Origin of the sequence: Burkholderia sp. R-40, assembly GCF_049942845.1 — a bacterium.
GTDB classification, from domain to species: domain Bacteria; phylum Pseudomonadota; class Gammaproteobacteria; order Burkholderiales; family Burkholderiaceae; genus Burkholderia; species Burkholderia ambifaria.
In genome coordinates, this window is sequence record NZ_CP187968.1 from 152,501 (window position 1) to 170,368 (window position 17,868).

The 17,868-nt window shown below is 68.5% G+C and carries 12 protein-coding genes; 7 read left to right on the forward strand and 5 right to left on the reverse strand.

Annotation, left to right across the window (positions count from 1 at the left end):
* Nucleotides 1-5 precede the first annotated feature (5 nt).
* The 3 genes from ACP26O_RS17010 (at nucleotide 6) to ACP26O_RS17020 (ending at nucleotide 9,171) form a co-directional block, all read left to right on the forward strand.
* A complete protein-coding gene (locus ACP26O_RS17010) occupies nucleotides 6-6,047 on the forward strand; it encodes an alpha-2-macroglobulin family protein (protein WP_175663702.1) in 6,042 nt (2,013 codons plus the stop codon).
* A 7-nt stretch (nucleotides 6,048-6,054) separates the two neighbouring features.
* Entirely contained in the window at nucleotides 6,055-8,292 is a 2,238-nt protein-coding gene (pbpC, locus tag ACP26O_RS17015; protein ID WP_175663701.1) for a penicillin-binding protein 1C, read from the forward strand.
* A 186-nt stretch (nucleotides 8,293-8,478) separates the two neighbouring features.
* The gene (locus ACP26O_RS17020) at nucleotides 8,479-9,171 is read left to right on the forward strand and encodes a hypothetical protein (RefSeq protein ID WP_175663700.1); all 693 of its coding nucleotides are present in this window, start codon (nucleotides 8,479-8,481) and stop codon (nucleotides 9,169-9,171) included.
* Between the two features lie 35 nt (nucleotides 9,172-9,206).
* On the opposite strand, the gene ACP26O_RS17025 is transcribed toward ACP26O_RS17020, so the two are convergent.
* Nucleotides 9,207-10,454, reverse strand: coding sequence for a multidrug effflux MFS transporter (locus ACP26O_RS17025; protein WP_105831178.1), 1,248 nt, complete (start codon nucleotides 10,452-10,454; stop codon nucleotides 9,207-9,209).
* A 356-nt stretch (nucleotides 10,455-10,810) separates the two neighbouring features.
* Between ACP26O_RS17025 and ACP26O_RS17030 the strand changes: the two genes are divergently transcribed.
* The 3 genes from ACP26O_RS17030 (at nucleotide 10,811) to ACP26O_RS17040 (ending at nucleotide 13,256) form a co-directional block, all read left to right on the forward strand.
* Complete coding sequence (locus ACP26O_RS17030) at nucleotides 10,811-11,344, forward strand: hypothetical protein (protein ID WP_175663699.1); 534 nt, start codon at nucleotides 10,811-10,813, stop codon at nucleotides 11,342-11,344.
* A gap of 291 nt (nucleotides 11,345-11,635) precedes the next feature.
* On the forward strand, nucleotides 11,636-12,496 hold the full coding sequence (locus ACP26O_RS17035) for an urea carboxylase-associated family protein (RefSeq protein WP_105831180.1): 861 nt from the start codon (nucleotides 11,636-11,638) through the stop codon (nucleotides 12,494-12,496).
* A gap of 85 nt (nucleotides 12,497-12,581) precedes the next feature.
* The gene (locus ACP26O_RS17040) at nucleotides 12,582-13,256 is read left to right on the forward strand and encodes a GntR family transcriptional regulator (protein WP_105831181.1); all 675 of its coding nucleotides are present in this window, start codon (nucleotides 12,582-12,584) and stop codon (nucleotides 13,254-13,256) included.
* A 52-nt stretch (nucleotides 13,257-13,308) separates the two neighbouring features.
* Here ACP26O_RS17040 and ACP26O_RS17045 read toward each other — a convergent pair whose 3' ends face one another.
* The 4 genes from ACP26O_RS17045 to ACP26O_RS17060 form a co-directional block, all read right to left on the reverse strand.
* Nucleotides 13,309-13,707: an ectoine synthase gene (locus tag ACP26O_RS17045; RefSeq protein ID WP_175663698.1), complete on the reverse strand. Its 399-nt coding sequence runs from the start codon at nucleotides 13,705-13,707 to the stop codon at nucleotides 13,309-13,311.
* A 66-nt stretch (nucleotides 13,708-13,773) separates the two neighbouring features.
* Complete coding sequence (locus ACP26O_RS17050) at nucleotides 13,774-15,114, reverse strand: amidase family protein (protein WP_175663697.1); 1,341 nt, start codon at nucleotides 15,112-15,114, stop codon at nucleotides 13,774-13,776.
* A gap of 23 nt (nucleotides 15,115-15,137) precedes the next feature.
* A complete protein-coding gene (locus tag ACP26O_RS17055; RefSeq protein WP_175663696.1) occupies nucleotides 15,138-16,640 on the reverse strand; it encodes an amino acid ABC transporter permease/ATP-binding protein in 1,503 nt (500 codons plus the stop codon).
* 85 nt (nucleotides 16,641-16,725) lie between these two features.
* On the reverse strand, nucleotides 16,726-17,568 hold the full coding sequence (locus tag ACP26O_RS17060; RefSeq protein ID WP_175663695.1) for an ABC transporter substrate-binding protein: 843 nt from the start codon (nucleotides 17,566-17,568) through the stop codon (nucleotides 16,726-16,728).
* Between ACP26O_RS17060 and ACP26O_RS17065 the strand changes: the two genes are divergently transcribed.
* On the forward strand, nucleotides 17,567-17,704 hold the full coding sequence (locus ACP26O_RS17065) for a hypothetical protein (RefSeq protein WP_158380540.1): 138 nt from the start codon (nucleotides 17,567-17,569) through the stop codon (nucleotides 17,702-17,704). The two genes, ACP26O_RS17060 and ACP26O_RS17065, sit on opposite strands and share 2 nt — an antisense overlap.
* The last annotated feature ends 164 nt before the right edge of the window (nucleotides 17,705-17,868 follow it).

Here is a 17,868-nt window from a genome sequence, read left to right on the forward strand (position 1 = left end):
GAGCGATGAAGCAGCACAATAAACACAACAACACGCATCAATCCAATCACACCACACGGCTGCTCTGGCGCATCGGCGCGATCGCGGCGCTCGGCGCCGCCGCGGCACTGTCGCTGCATGCGCTCGCGGCGCGCACGGTGAGCGTATCGCCGCAAGGCACGGTCACCGAAGTCCGGCAAAGCGTCGTCAAGTTCGACGAGCCGATGGTCGCATTCGGCTCGGCGTCCGCGCCGAACCCCGCGCGCATGACCTGCAACGATTCCGCCGCCGCGCGCGGCCAGGGTCACTGGCTCGACGACAAGACGTGGGTCTACGATTTCGAGAACGACCTGCCGCCGGGCGTGCGCTGCTCGGTCGCGCTCAACGACACGCTGCGCTCGGTCGCCGGCAATGCGGTGAGCGGCCCGCACCGCTTCACGTTTCAAACCGGCGGCCCGTTCCCGGTGACGGTGCGCCCCGGCTCGCGCGAGATCGAGGAGCGCCAGGTCTTCGTGCTGAAGCTGAACGGCCCGGCCGAGCCGCGTTCCGCACTCGCGAACATCTGGTGCGAGGCGGCCGGCATCGGCAACCGCATCCCCGTCACGGCCGCCGACGACGAGACCCGCAACGCGCTGCTCGACCACTTCGGGCTGAAGAAGGACGCCGCGCGCGTGCTGACGCTGTCGTGCGCGCAGGCGCTGCCCGCGAGCGCGAAGATGCAGCTCGTCTACGGCAAGGGCGTCGCAAGCCCGAGCGGCATCGCGAACGACACGGAGCGCCGCTTCGACTTCACGGTGCGCGCCCCGTTCACCGCGAGTTTCTCGTGCGAACGCGAGAACGCGAAGGCACCCTGCACGCCGCTGCGCCCGCTGACGCTGTCGTTCAACGCGCCGATCTCGCGCAAGAACGCCGAGGCGATCAAGCTGCGCGGTCCTGACGGTTCGCTTTCACCGACCTTCGGGGCCGACGACCACAGCGACGAAGTGACCACCGTCACGTTCAACCCGCCGCTGCCCGCGCAGGCGAACCTGACGATCGAGCTGCCGTCCGGCCTGCGCGACGTGACCGACCGCTCGCTCGCGAATGCCGACCTGTTCCCGCTCGCGACGCGCACCGCGCCGATGCCGCCGCTCGCGAAATTCTCGTCGGGCACCTTCGGGATCGTCGAGCGTTTCGCCGAACCCGATACGCCGGCGCTCGTGCCGGTCACGCTGCGCAACGTCGAGGCCGACCTGCATATCGCGGGCCTCAACACGCGCGGCGCACAATTCGCGAACCTGAAGGTGGACGACGACACCGCGATCCGCCAATGGATGCGCACCGTCGATCAGTTCGACAACTGGGCGATGACGGCCGGCACGATCGACGCGCGCATGCCGGGCCTGCTCCGGCGCACGGGCCAGCACCCCGTCTATGTGCCGCTCGAGGCTGGTGAAAAGATGCCCGCGCCGCAGAATCGCCGCATCGACGTGCGCTCGCTGTCGCTGCTCACCGGCGAGCCGGGGGCCCAGGCGATGACGCTGCCGAAGGCCGATCCGAAGGCGCTGCGTCCGTTCGAGGTCGTCGGCGTGCCGATCGACAAGCCCGGTTTCTACGTGCTCGAACTCGCGTCGCCCGCGCTCGGCCGCTCGCTGCTCGCGAAGCCGTCGAGCATGTACGTGCGCACCACCGTGCTCGTCACGAACCTCGGCGTGCATCTGAAACAGGGCCGCGAGAACAACCTCGTGTGGGTCACGACGCTCGACAAGGGCAAGCCGGTGCCGAACGCGCGGATCCGCGTGTCGGATTGCAACGGCGACGAGATCGCGACCGGCAAGACCGATGCGCAAGGCCTGCTGAAGATCGACGGTCAATTCGAGCCGAAGCACGAATGCAGCCAGTCGGAACGCTTCGACGACTACTTTGTGTCGGCGCGCGTCGACGATCCGAAGACGGGCCCCGACATGGCGTTCGTCAGCTCGAACTGGAACCGCGGGATCGAATCGTGGCGCTTCAACGTGCCGACCGACACCGGCAGCGAACCGACCGTGCGTGCACATACCGTGTTCGACCGCACGCTGCTGCGTGCTGGCGAAACCGTGTCGATGAAGCACTTCCTGCGCACCGAGACGCTGCAGACCCTCGCGTTCCCGGCGCAATACCCGACGCGCGTGAAGATCCGCCATCTCGGCTCCGACCAGACCTACAAGCTGCCGCTCACGTGGTCGGCCGACCACAGCGCGGACACGCAATTCCCGCTGCCGCCCGCGGCCAAGCTCGGCGAATACAGCGTCACGCTCGAAGGCGGCCCGGACGATGCGCCGACATCTAGTTACTACAGCGGCAGCTTCCGCGTCGAGGCGTTCCGCCTGCCGGTGCTCAAAGGGTCGATCGGCGCGCGCGATGCGCAGAAGAGCCCGCTCGTCGCGGTCAAGGAAGCGCCGCTCGCGGTGCAGATCGACTACGTGTCGGGCGGCGGCGCATCGAACCTGCCCGTGCAGGTGTCGGCGCTGATGAAGTGGGCGTCGCCACCGTTCGCGGATCGCTTCGAGGACTTCAGCTTCACGCCCTATCGTCCGGAGCGCAGCGACGGCAACGCCGACGACGATGCGCAGGACGGCGACAACGCGTCGGCCGCGAACAACGACCCCGACGCGACCAAGCTGATCGCCGACAAGCTGCCGCTGACGCTCGACCGCAACGGTGCGGGCTCGGTCACGCTCAAGGGCCTGCCCGACGTCGACGCGCCGAAGCGCATCGCGCTCGAGGCCACGTTCGCGGACCCGAACGGCGAAGTGCAGACGATCCGCGGCGACACGATCCTGTGGCCGGCCGCGGTGGTGGCCGGCATCAAGGCCGGCCGCTGGGTGTCGGTCGGCCAGCGCGTGCCGGTGCAGGCGCTCGCGGTCGACCTGCAGGGCAAGCCGCGCGCGTCGGTGTCGATCGAGATCAAGGGCGTCGCGCACGTCACGACGTCGTCGCGCAAGCGAATGGTCGGCGGCTTCTACGCGTACGACAACAAGAGCGACACGCGCGACCTCGGCGTGCTGTGCTCGGGCAAGACCGACGACAAGGGCCGCATGGCCTGCGACGCGACGCTCGAACAGGCCGGCAACGTCCAGCTGATCGCGGTCGCGAAGGACGGCGACGGCCGCACGTCGAACGCGTCGACGTCCGTGTGGGTCACGCGCGAGGACGAACTGTGGTTCGGCGGCGACAACACCGACCGGATCGACGTGATTCCGGAAAAGACGTCCTACGAACCGGGCGAAACGGCCCGCTTCCAGGTGCGCATGCCGTTCCGCTATGCAACGGCGCTGGTCGCGGTCGAGCGCGGCGGCGTGATGGAAACGCACATCGTCGAATTGACCGGCAAGAATCCGACCGTCGACCTGAAGGTCGGCGAATCGTGGGGGCCGAACGTCTACGTGTCGGTGCTCGCGCTGCGCGGCCGGATTCGCGAGGTGCCGTGGTACTCGTTCTTCACGTGGGGCTGGAAGGCGCCGGTCGAATGGGCGCGCGCGTTCTGGCGCGAAGGCCGTCACCATGAAGCGCCGACCGCGTTCGTCGACCTGTCGAAGCCCGCGTTCCGCTACGGCCTCGGCGAGATCAAGGTCGGCACCGGCGTGCATCGTCTCGGCGTGACCGTGACGACCGACGCGACGCGCTACACGGTGCGCGGCAAGGCGCAGGCGCACGTGAAGGTCACGCTGCCGAACGGCCAGCCCGCGCCTGCCGGCACGCAGATCGCGGTCGCGGCCGTCGACGAGGCGCTGCTCGAACTGATGCCGAACAACAGCTGGGACCTGCTCGACGCGATGCTGCAGCGACGCGCGTACGGCGTCGAGACGGCCACCGCGCAGATGGAAATCGTCGGCCGCCGCCACTTCGGCCGCAAGGCCGTGCCGGCCGGCGGTGGCGGCGGCAGCGCGCCGACGCGCGAGCTGTTCGACACGCTGCTGCTGTGGAATCCGCGCGTGACGCTCGACGCGAACGGCAGCGCAACCGTCGAGGTGCCGCTGAACGACGCGCTCACGCGCTTCCGGATCGTCGCCGTCGCGGCGGTCGGCCCCGACCGCTTCGGCACCGGCAGCACGTCGATCCGCAGCACGCAGGATCTGCAGCTGATCTCCGGCCTGCCGCCGCTCGTGCGCGAAGGCGATGCGTTCCGCGCGCAGGTCACGCTGCGCAACACGACCGACCGCGCGATGCAGGTGGTCGTGACGCCGCGCGTGACGGGGCTCGACGTCGCGCCGCAAACCGTGTCGCTCGCGGCCAACGCGGCGACCGAGGTCGCATGGACGATCACCGTGCCCGAGCAGGCGCTCGACGCGGCCGGCGCGCTGAACTGGCGGATCGAAGCGGCCGAGCAAGGCGGCAAGCGCGCGTCCGATGCGCTGGCCGTCGCGCAGAAGGTCGTGCCCGCACTGCCGGTGACCGTGCAGCAGGCCACGCTCACGCAGGTCGACGGCACACTGACGTTGCCCGTGTCGGCCCCGGCCGGCGCCGTCAACAACGCGCAGGGCGCGCCGCGCGGCGGCATCGCCGTGTCGCTGCAGTCGAAGCTCGCGGACGGCCTGCCCGGCGTGCGGCGCTGGTTCGAGCGCTATCCGTACCGCTGTCTCGAACAGCAGACGTCGCGTGCGATCGGCCTGCACGACGCCGCGCAATGGCAGGCGCTGGTTGCGCGGATGCCCGTCTACCTCGACAGCGACGGGCTCGCGAGCTATTTCCCGCCGTCGTCCGACGACGCGCACTACGGCAGCCCGACGCTGTCGTCGTACCTGCTCGTGGTCGCCGACGAAGCCGGCCGCCTCGACCCGCGCTTCGCGCTGCCGGAAGACCTGCGCACGCAGCTCGAAGCCGGGCTCGCGCGGTTCATCGACGGCCGCATCGAGCGCAACGCATGGGCGCCGCGCCAGGATCGCGACCTGCGCAAGCTGGCCGCGATCGAGGCGCTGTCGCGTTACGGTGCCGCGCAAGGCCGCATGCTCGGCTCGATCGAGATCGCGCCGAACCAGTGGCCGACCTCGGCGGTGATCGACTATCACGCGATCCTCACGCGCGTGAAGGACGTCCCGCAGCGCGACGAGAAACGCGCGCAGGTCGAACAGATCCTGCGCGCGCGCCTCACGTACCAGGGCACGCAGCTCGTGTTCTCGACCGCGCGCGACGACGACCTGTGGTGGCTGATGACGAGCAACGAGACCAACGCCGCGCGCCTCGCGCTGGAATTCGCGGGCGACCCGGCGTGGAAGGACGAGATGCCGCGCGTGACGGCCGGCCTGCTCGCGCTGCAACGTCAGGGCGCATGGCAGACGACGACGTCGAACGCACTCGGCCAGCTCGCGGTGGAGCGCTTCTCGCGCACCTACGAGAGCGTGCCGGTGGCCGGCACGACGAAGGTCGCGCTCGGCGGCAACGAGCGTGCGATCGCGTGGTCGCAGGCAGGCTCGGCCGCGCCCGCCGATACGCCCGCGTCGGCCACGCCCGCGACCCGCGCCGCCGCCGCGCGCAGCGTGCTGATGCCGTGGCCGCGTGCGCCGCAGGCGCCGGCCACGCTGTCTGTCACGCAGGATGGCACGGGCCGTCCGTGGGCAACGGTCGAGAGTCTCGCGGCCGTGCCGCTGCGCTCGCCGTTCGCGGCCGGCTACCGGATCACGAAGACCGTCACGCCCGTGTCGCCCGCCGTCAAGGGCGTGCTGACGCGCGGCGACGTCGTGCGCGTGCATCTCGACATCGATGCGCAGAGCGACATGACGTGGGTCGTCGTCAACGATCCGATTCCGTCCGGCGCGACGATTCTCGGCTCGGGCCTCGGCCGCGACTCCGAGGCCGCAACGCAGGGCGAGAAGTCTCCGGACGGCGCATGGCCGGCGTTCATCGAACGCGACTTCGATGGCTACCGTGCGTATTACGACTATCTGCCGAAGGGCAAACTCTCGGTCGAGTACACGGTGCGGCTGAACAACGTCGGCACCTTCGGGCTGCCGCCGACGCGCGTCGAGGCGCTGTACGCGCCGTCCGTGTATGGCCTGTGGCCGAACCCGCCGATGACCGTGAAGCCGGCCGACGCGGGCAAGTCGTGAGTACGCGATGATCGATCTGGTTTTGCCGCGGCCGGCGCGCTTCGCCGGCCGCGTATTCGTCGCCGTCGTGCTGGCCGCGCCGCTCGTCGCGCACGCGCTGCCCGGCTACGACGACGTGCGGCGCAACTGGCGCAGTTCCGACTGGGTGCTGCTCGCGCGCGACGGCACGCCGTTGCAGCGCACGCGCGTCGATCTCACCGAACGGCGCGGCGACTGGGTGTCACTTGCCGACGTGTCGCCTGCGTTCCGCGAGGCGATCGTCGTGTCCGAGGACAAGCGTTTCTACGAACACAGCGGCGTCGACTGGCGCGGCATCGCCGGCGCGGCGTGGGGCAACCTGTGGAACGAGCGCACGCGCGGCGCGTCGACCGTGACGATGCAGCTCGCCGGGCTGCTCAGCGATTCGCCGCGCCGCTCGGGCCAGCGCTCGCTGCCGCAGAAGGCCACCCAGGCGATGAACGCGCTGCTGCTCGAACGCGGCTGGCGCAAGGACCAGATCCTCGAGGCCTACCTGAATCTCGTGCCGTTTCGCGGCGAGACGGTCGGGCTCGCCGCGCTGTCGCAGGTGCTGTTCGGCAAGGCGCCGTCCGGTCTCGACGCACGCGAAGCCGCGATCGCCGCGGCGCTGGTGCGCGCGCCGAACGCGTCGCCCGCGAAGGTCGCCGAGCGGGCCTGCCGGATCCTGCGCGACATGCATGCGGAACAGGCCTGCGCATCACTCGACGGCTACGTGCAGCTCGTGATCGCGCGCCCGGCCAACGCCGTGCGGGACGACGGCGCCGCCCTCGCCCCGCACTTCGCGCGCCGCATCGCGGCCGAGGTCCGACCCGCGGCCGGCGCGCAGGTGCGCACGACGCTCGACGCGCCGCTGCAGCGCTTCGCGCGCGACACGCTGACGCGCGCACTGACCGAGCTCAACGCGCCCGCGCACCGGCGCAACGTGCAGGACGGCGCGGTCGTCGTGATCGACAACGCGACCGGCGAGATTCGCGCGTGGGTCGGTTCGTCGGGGGCGTTGTCGAGCGCGCGCGACGTCGACGCCGTGCTCGCGCCGCGCCAGGCCGGCTCGACACTCAAGCCGTTCCTCTACGCGCAGGCGATCGACGAGAAGCGGCTGACGGCCGCATCGCTGCTCGACGACGCGCCGATCAACCTCGCGGCCGGCGGCGGCCTCTACATTCCGCAGAACTACGACAAGGATTTCAAGGGCTGGGTGAGCGTGCGCACCGCGCTCGGCGGCTCGCTGAACGTGCCGGCCGTGCGCACGCTCGTGCTCGTCACGCCGCACCGCTTCGCGCGCACGCTGACCGCGCTCGGCCTGCCGCTCGCGCAGGAAGGCGATTACTACGGCTTCAGCCTCGCGCTCGGCAGCGCGGACGTCACGCTGCTGTCGCTGACCAATGCGTATCGCGCGCTTGCAAATGGCGGCGTCGCGCGCAAGGTCGTCGACCTGCCGGCGCCGGCGCCTGCTTCCGGCGCATCGACACCGGGCCATGCGGACAACGGCACGCGCGTATTCAGCGAAGCGGCCAGCTTCGTCGTCACCGACATCCTCTCCGACAACAACGCGCGGGTGCGCACGTTCGGCTTCGACAACCCGCTCGCGACGCGCTTCTTCTCGGCAGTCAAGACCGGCACGAGCAAGGACATGCGCGACAACTGGACCGTCGGCTTCACGTCGCGCTATACGGTCGGCGTGTGGGTCGGCAATGCGGACGGCTCGCCGATGTGGGACGTGTCGGGGGTGACGGGCGCGTCGCCGGTGTGGTCGGCCGTCGTCGGCTACCTGCACCGCGACCTGCCGAGCCGTGCGCCGAAAGCGCCGGCCGGCGTCGAAACGCGCCGCATCGCGTTCGAGCGCGACGTCGAGCCGTCGCGCAACGAGTGGTTCGTCGCGGGCACGGCGCTCGACACGATCCGGCTCGCGGCGCCCGTCACGCCGGGCAAGGACGGCGCGCGCGCGCCGCTGGCGATCGGCGCGCCGACCGACGGCACGATCTTCGCGATCGATCCGGACATTCCACCGAAGAACCAGCGGATCTGGTTCGAGCGGTCGTCCGGGCATGCCGCGCGCTTCGCATGGCGGCTCGACGACAAGGTGATCGGGCACGCCGACCGCATCGCGTGGATGCCGTGGCCGGGCCGGCACCGGCTGGAGCTCGTCGACGCGCGCGGCAACGTCGCGGATGCGATCGGCTTCGAGGTGCGCGGCGCGTTCGCGAAGCCGGCCGCGCGCAAGCCCTGAGCGGGTGCGCCAGCCGCGTTCGCGTTCGGCGAGCGGCCGGGCGGGAACTCGATTGCCGGTGCGCCCGGTAAATTCGCTTCCCTGCGTCAAACGGGCAAGCAACGCGCCGATTCGGCACCTAGAATGTGAGCAAGGCCGTATCCCCTGCGCTCACCGGTTGTCTTCTTCCCCCGATCGCCCGCGACCATGAACATTCGCCCGCCGCACTTCACCCGCCCCGCGCTGGGCGCACTTTGCGTCGCCGCGCTCGCGACACTGGCGGGCTGCAACGGCGAGGCCTGCTTCGGCGTCGATGCCTGCTTCAACGACAACAACACGCAGACCGTCGCGCTGTCCGGCACGGCCGCCACCGGCGGCGCGCTCGCGAGCGCATCGGTAACGGTGAGTTGCGCGCGGGGCTCGGCGACGACGCTGACCGACGGCGGCGGCAACTACCGCGTGACCGTCAACGCCGTGCTGCCGTGCGTGATCAGCGTCGCGTCGGGCGGCACGAGCCTGCACTCGCTCGCGTATGCGGGCGGCACCTTCAACACGACGCCCGAAACCGAGCTGATGCTCGTCTATCTCGCCGCGCAGCTCGGTACGAACGCGGCCGGGTTGATCGGCAATTTCCAGGGAAGTCGGCACTTCCAGCAGGCGATGGGCGATCCGGGCATCGTGCAGGCCGCGCAGTCGGCCGTCGTGACGAATCTCCAGCAACGCTACTCGGTCACGCTCGCGACGCCGGCGTTTCTGACCACGCCGTTCGTGGTCGGGCAACCGGGCGTCGACGCAGACCTTGGGATGCTGGCCAAGGCCGGCGCGATCGATTCGAACGGGATGCCGGATCCGGTTGCCGTTTCGCTGCTGACGCAGGCCGGCGCCGCGCATCCGCTATAAACGCAAGGCTCCCGCGCGGTACCGGTTGATTCGGCTTACGCCGCCTCCCCGCTCCCGCAAGCGACGCTCGCGGCCTGCTGCTGGCTCAGGTAGCGCAGCAGCTTCGTCACCATCCATACGACGATGAACGACAGCGCGACGAAGAACACCGCGAGCGGCGTCAGCACCTGCACCGACACGAAACCGGCCAGCCCCATCATCGCGGACGATACGAGCAGCAGCGCGCACCCGAGGATCGCGCTCGTCAGCCCCGCGATATGCGGAAACAGCGAATTGCCCTTCGCCATCAGCGTCGGATACATCGCGCCCGCGCAGAGGCCCATCACGAGCACCGGCGTCGCGAGCGTCCACACGCGCAGGCCGACGGTCAGCGCCAGCACGAGCATCACGACCGCCGCGACCGCCATCACGCGCGCGCCGATGCGCAGCCGCTGCTCCGCGCTCGGCAGCCCGCGCCCGTGGATCCGGTTCGACAGCCCGCCGAGGAAATACATCAGCCCGATCCCGAGCGCGAGATAACCGAAGAAGGTCGGCGGCTTGTGCAGCGTCGTCTGCACCATGAACGGCCCGACGATGTTGAACACCAGCAGGATGCTGTAGCACAGCCCCTGGGCGAGGAAGCAGCTCTGGAACACCGGGCTCGCGAGCACCTTGCCCGCGTTCGCGATCAGCGTGCGCGGCTCGAGATGGACCGGTTTCGGCAAGGTTTCCCGGTAATGCCACCACAGCGCCCACATCACCAGCGAATAGACCAGCAGGAACACGAGGCACGCGCGCCAGCCGAACCATTCCTGCAGGTGCGCGCCGATCACCGGCGCGATGATCGGCGCGAGCCCCCACGCGATCGACATGTACGTGAACGCATGCATCAGCGCCTGGCCCGAGAACGAATCGGTGATGATCGCCTTCGCGAGCAGGTTCGTGGTCGCGATCCCGAAGCCCTGCAGGCAGCGCGCCAGTATGAACGTCTCCAGGTTCGGCGCGCCGAGCGACAGCAGGCAGCCGATCGTATAGATGACGAGCCCGAACGCGAGCACGCGCTTGCGTCCGTACGCATCGGCCACCGGGCCGAAGATCAACTGGCCGAGCGCATAGGCGGCCATGTAGCCCGACACGCTCGACTGGATCGCCTGCGGCGTGGTCGCGAACGAGCGCGCCATGTCGGGCAGCGCGGGCACGTAGATGTCGATCGCGAGCTGGCCGGCGGACGAGAACAGGCAAATCAGAAACAGCAGGAAGCGCGGCGAGTTCGATTCGCGCGCGGGAGTGAGCGAGGCGTTCATGACAACCGGGAAGGATTTCGACAGCGGGGACACGCGCCCGCTTGTTCGAATCTCGAACAGCGGTGCGCGGCGAAGCGAAGCGCGTATTGTGCCTGTTGTGGCGCGGCGCGACGGCAATACCATGGCGCGGGCGAGGTTGAAATGCCGATTGCGGCATATCTCGAAACGCGCAAAACGGGCTGTTGACAGGCGTCGGCGAATCGCCCGAGCACCCCACCCAGCCCCGCTCCGCGGTCCCGCCCCGGTTTTAAGCCAGATTTAAGCCGGCGCTCGCATAGTCCTTCGTGGCTCAGTCCGTGAGCCGCACGATTCGTGCATTGTTGATTCGATCAGTCTCGTTTGATGGAGATCCGAACATGCGATTCCGTTCGTATATGGCGGCGGGCACGCTGGCGTTGATGCCCGTGCTCGCCCTGGCCGGGCAGGCCGACGCCGCTCCGGCAGCACAACCGATGTTCGTCAATGTCAATGGGCAGGCCGTGCCCATGAAAACCGATACGCGCGTCGTCCAGACGGCCGTCGGCCCGATGCAGGTCCGCACGTGGAGCTGGCACAGCCCGCATGGCGGCGCGAGCTTCGAGATGCAGACGTCGTCGTCGGGCAGCATGCCGCCCGCGGCCGCGTTGCGGCAGATGCAGGCGGCGCAGTATCAGATGCAGGCGGCCCAGGCGCAGATGATCGCCATGCAGCAGCAGATGATGGCGCTGCAGCACGTCGCGCTCGCCAACGCGTTCGCGATGCCGCAACCGGTCGGGTTCGCGATGCCGATGTGGGCCATGCCGGAACCGGTCGTGGTGATCGTGCCCGCGCAGCCGTCTACGCGGGCGCTCGCGCCGGCACCGTCGACACCGGCCCGGCCGGCCGCACGCGGGCCGGAAATCAAGGCCTGACGCGCGGTTCCGTCGCGCGAGCGACCGGGCCGAAAACCGAAACCGCCGGCATGTGCCGGCGGTTTTTTCATTTGCGGCGCCGAACGTTCGCCCGCGCCGCCGCGATCGCGCCGCCTCCCCGACACTCGGTGCTTTCCACCGATTGACACACCGCCCCGCCTTCACCCTATACTCCGCGAAGCGCCAATATATTGTTGAACAATCCAGCATGAACATTGACGCGTGAGCGGCCACCACAAAGGGCTACGGCCGGATCGCCGCACCTGACAACCTTCCCGAGAGTATCGCGTCATGTCGAACTATCCCGCCGCCTACCAGGTCACCAAGGGTTCCGTCCTGAATGTCGACAAAGCCTTTTATTCCGCGATCGCCCGGCGTCACGACGCGCGCGAACGGATCGCGTCGCACGTCGTGCCGATCCGCAGCGGCTTCGCGTGGACGGTGCCGGCCGGTCACGTGTTCCGGATCGTCACGCTCGAAGGCCCGCAAGTGGCCGACTTCAACATGTGGAACCTGCACAATCCGCGCGAACGCATGTGGGCATCGCGCACGCGCCAGTTGCAGGCCGCCCACGTGACGACGTTCGACCGGCTCTGGTCGACCTTGCCGTACCTCCGTCCTATGGTCACGATCACCGACGACACACTCGCGGGCTACGGCGTCGACGGCGACGGCGGCCGCGTGCACGACCTGCTCGGCACGCGCTGCGATCCGTACGTGAACAAGCTGCTGACCGGCGAGGATTTTCATTTCCACTGTCATTCGAACCTCGTGCGCGCGGTCGCGCCGTACGGGCTGACCGAATTCGACGTACACGACGTGCTCAACGTATTCCAGTGCACGGGCCTGAACGACGACGACAAGTACTTCATGAAGGCCTGCCCCGCGCAACCGGGCGACTACCTCGAGTTCTTCGCGGAAATCGACGTGCTGTGCGCGATGTCCACGTGTCCGGGCGGCGATCTGTCCGTCCCGATGTGGGGGCCCGACGCACGCGACCCGATCGACGTGTGCCGGCCGCTCGGCGTCGAGGTGTACCGGCTCGACCCGAGCCTGCTCGAAGGCTGGGCGTCGCCGCCCGTCGCGCCGTACCGCGGCCTGCACGGGATGCAGCCGCCGCACGCCGATTGGCAGCACGACAAGACGGCGTAACGACGCCCATAGCCCGTAGAATGGCGAAACGCCGCCGGCCGGCCACGCCGGCGGCGCACGATCAGGAGAGGAGCGAACGAAAGGAATGGCAAGCGAAAAAGCGAGAGGACAGTCGGTCGCCGACCGGATCAGCCATCAACTGCGCGAACACATCATCAGCGGCAAGCTGCCGCCCGGCACCGCGCTGATCGAGATGGACCTCGCGGCCGAATACGACACGTCGCGCAACTCGCTTCGCGAAGTCCTGCATCAGCTCGGCCGTGAAGGGCTCGTCACGTTCGTGCGACACAAGGGCGTGGTCGTGCGCACGCTGAATCGCCAGGACGTGCGCGATCTCTACGTCGCGCGCCGCACGCTCGAACTGCATGCGTTGAACACGGCGGAACTCGCGCAGCCGGCACTGCTCGAGAAAATGCAGAGCGCGATTCGCGCGGCCGAACGCGAGCTCGCCAAGGAAAACTGGCAGGCCGTCGGCACGCACAGCCTGCGATTCCACCAGCACATCGTCGCGCTGCAGAAGTCGGCGCTGCTCGACGAGTTCTTCCGGACCATCTCGGCACAGCTGCGCCTCGTCTTCGCCGCCGATCCCGACGAGAAGCGCGTGCAAACGCCCGACTGGATCCAGCGCGAATACCAGATCTACGACCTGCTCACGCAGAACCGTCGCAGCGAAGCCGTTACCGCCCTCGCGCGCTATCTCGACGATTCCGAGCGGATGCTCGTCGACGCGATCAAGCGCAGCCACCGCGAGGCGGCCTGAACCCGAACACGGTGCCCCCAACGCGCCGCATGATGCGGCGCGCAACGGCCCGTCACGCTTGCTGTTCCGTCGGCAGCGCGTAACTGCCGTCTTCCCGATGTGTCTCGAGCCCCGTCAACGGCGGGTTGAACACGCATACGAGATGCAGGTCGCCGCGCGTCGCGCGCAGGATATGCGGATCGTTCAGGTTCAGCGCATAGATCGTGCCGGGCGTGATCGGGTGCACGTCGCCGGTGGCCGTATCGACGACTTCCCCTTCGCCAGCGACGCAGTAGTTGGTCTCGAAGTGATTCTTGTAGTGCAGATGCAGTTCCGCGCCTTCACGCACCCGCGTCTCGTGGACGGAATAGCCGACGCCGTCCTGCTTCACGATCATGCGCTTGCTGTCCCAGCCCGGGCCTCGCGCATGGCGTTCGGTATTGGCGATATCGGCCGATTTCACGACGATCATAAGCACCTCTGATTAGTAATGAGTAATGGCGAAAATGGCAAGGCGATCCCTGCCGCGGGAAACTTGTCATGTGGAATCGGTCAGCGCGCGCTCGACCATCGCCGCGACGTCGAGCAGCCGCGCGTCTTCGTATCGACGCCCGGTGATCAGCAAGCCGACGGGTTGCCGGTTGCGCAGGTCGCCCGGCACGCTGATGCTCGGCAGGTCGAGCCGGTTCGCGAACTCGGTCAGCCGGAACGCACGCGCATTCTGCTCGAGGTACGCGGCTTCGTCGGCCAGATCGGCCACGCGCGGCGGCAGCATCGGCACCGTCGGCGTCAGCACCGCGTCCGCGTCGCCGAGCTCGGCGTGATAGGTGTCGGCCAGTGCAGCCAGACGCAGCCGCGCCGCCGCGTAATCGTGCGCGCGCACCTGCTCGCCCGCGGCAATGCGCGCGCCGACCAGCGGATCGTAACGGTCGGCCGCCGTCGCCAGCCGCGCACGATGCAGCATGAACGCCTCAGCCGCGATGATGCCGCCCGCGCGGGCGACCGCGCCGGCCTCGGCCACGCAATCGAGCCGCTTGCGCCGGATGCGCGCGCCGTCCGCGGACAGTCGGGACAGCCATGCGTCGAATGCGCGTCCGACGACCGGATCCACGTCGTCGGTGGCGAATGGTTCGGGCACGACGAACTGCAGATCGCGGATCGTCGCCGGTCGTCGTCGCTGCGCATCGCGGCCATGCAACGCAACGTCGGCCCGCCGGCAAAGCTCGACCGTCGCGGCCAGCAGGCCCGGCACGTCGAAGCTCGTCGACAGGAGCTGCATGCCGTCGCTCGCATAGCGCCCACGCGACGGCTTGAAGCCGGTCACCCCGCAGAATGCGGCCGGAATGCGTGCCGACCCGCTCGTATCGGAACCCAGCGACAGGTCGGCCGCACCGAGCGCTACCGACACCGCCGCGCCCGAACTCGATCCGCCGGCCACCCGCTCGCGCCGCGCGTCGAGCGGTGTCGTCGGCGTACCGTACGCACGATTCATGCCGAGCGCGCCATACGCGAACTCGGTCATCGCCGTCTGCGCGACCAGCACCGTGCCGGCCCGGCGCAGCATCGACACCATCGCGGCGTCGGCGGGTGCCGGCGGTTCATCGGCCAGCACACGCGAGCCCGCATGCGTGACCCAGCCTTCGCAATCGAAACAGGCCTTCACCGTCAGCACGGCGCCGACCAGCGGCGCATCGACCGCACCGCCGCGCAGCGACGCATCCCATGCACGCGCGTCGGCAAGCGCGGCGGCGTCGCGCCGCGCGAGCCACGCGGTTCCGATGTCGCCGGGATACGCATCCGCTCGTGCGAGACACGCGCTCAGCCGCTCCACACACGAGCGTGCGTTCATGTCGCTCAGCCGAAAGCCCGTCGGGTCCATTCGTGCTCCGGTCCAGTCGTTCGTCATGCGATGTGAACGTGTTTCAGAAAATCCTTCACGCGCGCGTCGCCGCTGCCGCGAATCCGCTCCGGCGGCACGTCGTACAGGATGCGCCCGCTTTCCATGAACACGATCCGGTCGGAGACCTTGAACGCGAAGTTCATTTCATGGGTCACGATGATCATCGTCATCCCTTCCTTCGCCAGCGTCTCGACGACCTTCAGCACTTCGCCGACGAGTTCGGGATCGAGCGCCGACGTCGGCTCGTCGAACAGCATGATCGACGGCCGCGTCGCGAGTGCGCGCGCGATGGCCACACGCTGCTGCTGGCCGCCGGAAAGCTGGTGCGGATACTTGTTCGCATGTTCGAGCATCCCGACCTTCGAGAGCAGCGACAGCGCCTGCAGCCGGATCGCCGCCGCATCGGCCTGCCGGTGATAGCACGGCGCCATCATCACGTTCTGCAGCGCGGTGCGGTGCGGGAACAGGTTGAAGCTCTGGAACACCATGCCGATATCGAGGATGCGCTCGTGCGACACGCGCGGCGGATGCGAACCCGACGCGCGGATGAACGGCTCGCCGTACAGGTCGATCTCGCCCGCGTTCACCGGCGCGAGCCCGTTGATGGTGCGGATCAGCGACGTCTTGCCCGAGCCGGACGGGCCGATGATCGACACGACCTGCCCCGGCACGACGTCGAGATGAATATCCTTCAACACTTCGTGGCGGCCGTAGCGCTGCTGCACGCCTTTCAGGCGAAGCGCGAATTCGGCGTTCGCCCGCTGTCTCGGCGCGACGGCCGGCGCCGACGGCGGCAGCGCGAGATCGATCTCGTCGGCCTGGACGGGCGTGCGCCGACTGACGTCGAGGTGCCGCTCGAGATAGCCGAGCAGCCGGCTGAACACGGTCACGATCAACACGTAGTAGAACGCCACGGCCAGCATCGTTTCGAACACGAGGAAGTTCTGCGTGTACAGCCGCTGTCCGACGAGCAGAATCTCGGCCAGCGAAATCACCGACACCAGCGACGTGAGCTTCACGATCGTGATGAACTCGTTCGCGAGCGCGGGCAGCGCGATGCGGATCGCCTGCGGCATCACGATCAACCGCTGGATGCCGGCGAAGCGGATACCCAGCGCGCGGCCGGCCTCGATCTGCCCGCGCGGCACCGACAGGATCCCCCCGCGATGGATTTCCGCGAAATACGCGGTCTCGCTCAGCACCATCGCGATCAGGCCGGCCGTGAACGGATCGGACAGCACCGCGCTGGTCGCGGGAAAGACTTGCGGCAGGTTGTAGATGAAGACCAGCAGCACGAGCAGCGGCAGGCTGCGGAAGAACCAGATGTAGACGGCCGCCGCCCGCTTCAGCAGCGGCCGGTGCGACTGTCTCGCGAGCGCCACCGGAAACCCGAGCAACACGCCGAGCAGCCACGCGACGACGCTGAGTTCGACGACCACGACGCAGGCGCGCCAGAAATCCTTGTCCCACAAGAGCTGAAACGCATAGTGCCAATCGAACTGCATCGATGACTCCTCAACCGCGGATGGAGATGCGGCCGCGCGGTGCGCGCGGTGGTCGGGTCGTGCTTGCTACAGGCTTGCTGCGTGCCTACTTCGCAGTACCGAGCGCATTGGCGACGTCGGCGGCCGTCGGCTCCTGCAATCCGTATTTCTTCACGAGGCTGCCGTACTCGCCGCTGCGCTTCGCATCGTTCAATGCGCGCTCGAGCGCACCCTGCAGGCCGCTATCGCCCTTCGTCATGCCGAGGCCGATGACGATCGGATACAACAGCGTCGTCGAACTGATGTCGACACGTCCGTTCGTCTGCTTCGGAATCCCCTGCGCGACGGCCGCGTCCTCGATCTGGACATCGACCGCCTTCGACATCAGCGCCGACGTCGCTTCCGGCGACGTCGGGAACTCGAGGATCGCGATCTCGCCGTGCCCGGCCGCCTTGCACGTGTCCTGCGACACCGCACGCAGCTTCGGCGTCCACGACGCACCCTTGATCGAGCCGACCCGCTTGCCGCACAGGTCCTGCGGCGTCTTCGGCAGGAACGCGCTGCCCTTCGCGACGAGCAGCGATGCGCCCGTCTTCAGGTACGGCACGAAATCGACCTGCTTCACGCGATCGGGCGTCACGTACAGCGCGGATGCAACGACGTCGAAGCGGCGCGCCTTCATGCCGAGGATCAGGTCCGGAAAGCGCGTATCGAGGAACACCGGCTCAAGCTTCAGGTGACGCGCGAGCAGCCGCGCGAACTCGGCGTCGAAGCCGGCGGGCTTGCCGGCTTCCAGGTACGCGTAAGGCGGATACGTGAGGTCGGAGCCCACCAGCAAGGTGCCGGGCCGCACCGTCTGCAGCGGCGCCGCGGCCGCGAGCGAGCACGCGAATGCGAACGGCACGAGCGCGCCGCGGAGGAAATGTCGAAGCGGGAAACGGGCGGACATGGCGAAGCTCCTGGGTTATTCGGCTCCCGCGCTGAAACGTCGCAACGCCTCCCGCGGGCCGCCCTATGCGGCTTTCCGGGATTTTCCGCCGAAAATTGTTGAACAATTTCGGCCGATTCTGACCAGTTCAAATTGAAATCTGAATTCGGGTTTACGCGGCAGACGACATCACCGGACGCGAGTCGGCACGCACACGCGCACCACGCGTCGGCACGAGCATGCGTTTGGGGAAGGAGGGAAAAGACCGGTGGAGACGGGCCCCGGATCGAGGCCCTTCGAAGTGCGGCACGGCACGCGCGA